The organism is Micromonospora sp. 4G55, assembly GCF_016803375.1.
In genome coordinates this window covers 1-1,967 of sequence record NZ_JAEVHN010000901.1, presented here as the reverse complement: position 1 = coordinate 1,967, position 1,967 = coordinate 1, and the positions used below count along the sequence as shown (strand labels likewise).

Here is a 1,967-nt window from a genome sequence, read left to right as displayed (position 1 = left end):
CCGGGCTGGTCGGCGCGGCGCTGGACGCGGCGCGGTCGGGCCGCTCCCCCGCCCTGGCCGACCGACTGGCCGGCACCGGCACCCTGACCATGGCGGACGTCGCCGGGGCGGCGGCCGAGGGCGAGCGCGGTCGGGCCGCTCCCCCGCCCTGGCCGACCGACTGGCCGGCACCGGCACCCTGACCATGGCGGACGTCGCCGGGGCGGCGGCCGAGGGCGACCCGGCGGCCCAGGCCGTCGTACGGGACGCCGCCCGCCGGCTGGGCCAGGTGCTGGTCGGGCTGGTGAGCTTCGTCAACCCCGGCATCGTGATCATCGGTGGCGCCCCGGACGGCCTCGGGCACACCCTGCTGGCCGAGATCCGGGCCGTGGTCTACCGCCGGTCGGCGCCGCTGACCACCGGCACGATGCCGATCGTCCTGTCCGACCTCGGCGAGCGGGCCGGCGTGGTGGGCGCGGCCCGGTTGATCAGCGAGCAGGCCTTCGCCACCGACTGACCGGCCCCGGCCGGCCCGCACGAACCCGGCCCGGCGGCCCGACCGACCCCAGGTGCCTCCCGCGTCACGGGGAGGTCAGGTCGGGGTCGGTCGGGCCGGGGCGGGTCAGTCCTTGCTGCTGAACGCGGCGTCGAACGCCGCCGTGGGGGCGTCGAAGGCGAGCCGGCGGACGAACTGCAACGCCTCCGGCGCGCCGACCAGCCGGTCCATCCCGGCGTCCTCCCACTCGATGGAGATCGGCCCGTCGTAGCCGATCGCGTTGAGCGCCCGGAAGCAGTCCTCCCACGGCACGTCGCCGTGGCCGGTGGAGACGAAGTCCCAACCCCGGCGCAGGTCCGCCCACGGCAGGTGGGACGAGAGCCGGCCGCGCCGCCCGTCGCCGGTGCGTACCTTCGCGTCCTTGCAGTCCACGTGGTAGATCCGGTCGGCGAACTCGAGGATGAAGTTCACCGGGTCCAGCTCCTGCCAGACGAAGTGCGACGGGTCCCAGTTGAGCCCGAACGCCGGCCGGTGGCCGATCGCCGCGAGGGCCCGCCGTGTCGTCCAGTAGTCGTAGGCGATCTCGCTCGGGTGCACCTCGTGGGCGAAGCGGACCCCGACGGAGTCGAAGACGTCGAGGATGGGGTTCCACCGGTCGGCGAAGTCCCGGTAGCCGCGCTCGATCATCTCCGGCGGCACCGGCGGGAACATCGCCAGGGTGTGCCAGATGGACGAGCCGGTGAACCCGACCACCGTCTTCACCCCGAGCTTCGCCGCCGCCCGGGCGGTGTCCTTCATCTCCTCGGCGGCGCGCCGGCGTACCCCCTCGGGCTCGCCGTCGCCCCAGATCCGGGCCGGCAGGATGCCCTGGTGCCGCTCGTCGATCGGGTGGTCGCAGACCGCCTGCCCGACCAGGTGGTTGGAGATGGCGTGGACGCTGAGGTGGTGCTTGGCGAGGGTCTCCCGCTTGCGCTCGACGTACGAGTCGTCGGCGAGGGCCTTGTCGACCTCGAAGTGGTCGCCCCAGCAGGCGATCTCCAGCCCGTCGTAGCCCCACTCGGAGGCGAGCCGGCAGACCTCGTCGAACGGAAGATCGGCCCACTGGCCGGTGAAGAGCGTGATCGGTCGCGCCATCGTCGTTGTCTCCCCTGTCGTGATGGGGATTCCTCAGCGTGGGCGGGGCGAGGGGCCACCAGTGCGGAGGCGTCACGGGTCGCCGGTGGGTGCGGCACGCACCTGGGCCCGACGGGTTGCGCCTCCCGCCGGGTCACCGGCCACCTCGCGGTCGCCGCCCTCACTCTAGGACCGCCGGGACCGGCTGGGAAGGGCCCGTCAGGACCGGCGGACGGTCACTCGGCCTGCTCCTCGGCGGCGGGCAGCTCGGCGCGCACCGACCAGCCGCCGTCCGGGCGGGGGCCGGCGGTGAGGGTGCCGCCGACCGCCTCGGCCCGCTCACGCATGCCGAGCAGGCAGCCCGGCGCTCGGTCCCGGC

The 1,967-nt window shown here is 74.9% G+C and carries 1 protein-coding gene and 2 pseudogenes; 2 read left to right on the top strand and 1 reads right to left on the bottom strand.

Annotation, left to right across the window (positions count from 1 at the left end):
- Positions 1 to 182, top strand: a pseudogene (locus JNW89_RS35880) (hypothetical protein); the annotation flags it as partial.
- A pseudogene (locus JNW89_RS35875) lies at positions 125 to 496 on the top strand (ROK family protein); the annotation flags it as partial. The pseudogenes JNW89_RS35880 and JNW89_RS35875, both read left to right, overlap by 58 nt.
- Positions 497 to 601: 105 nt before the next feature.
- Here the strand turns inward: JNW89_RS35875 and JNW89_RS35870 are convergent.
- Entirely contained in the window at positions 602 to 1,609 is a 1,008-nt protein-coding gene (locus JNW89_RS35870; protein ID WP_238452389.1) for a sugar phosphate isomerase/epimerase, read from the bottom strand.
- Positions 1,610 to 1,967: the final 358 nt, after the last annotated feature.

What these genes read in the sequence shown, in the direction of transcription:
- JNW89_RS35870 (WP_238452389.1), bottom strand. Translation starts at nt 1,609, where the DNA reads ATGGCGCGACCGATCACGCTCTTCACCGGCCAGTGGGCCGATCTTCCG.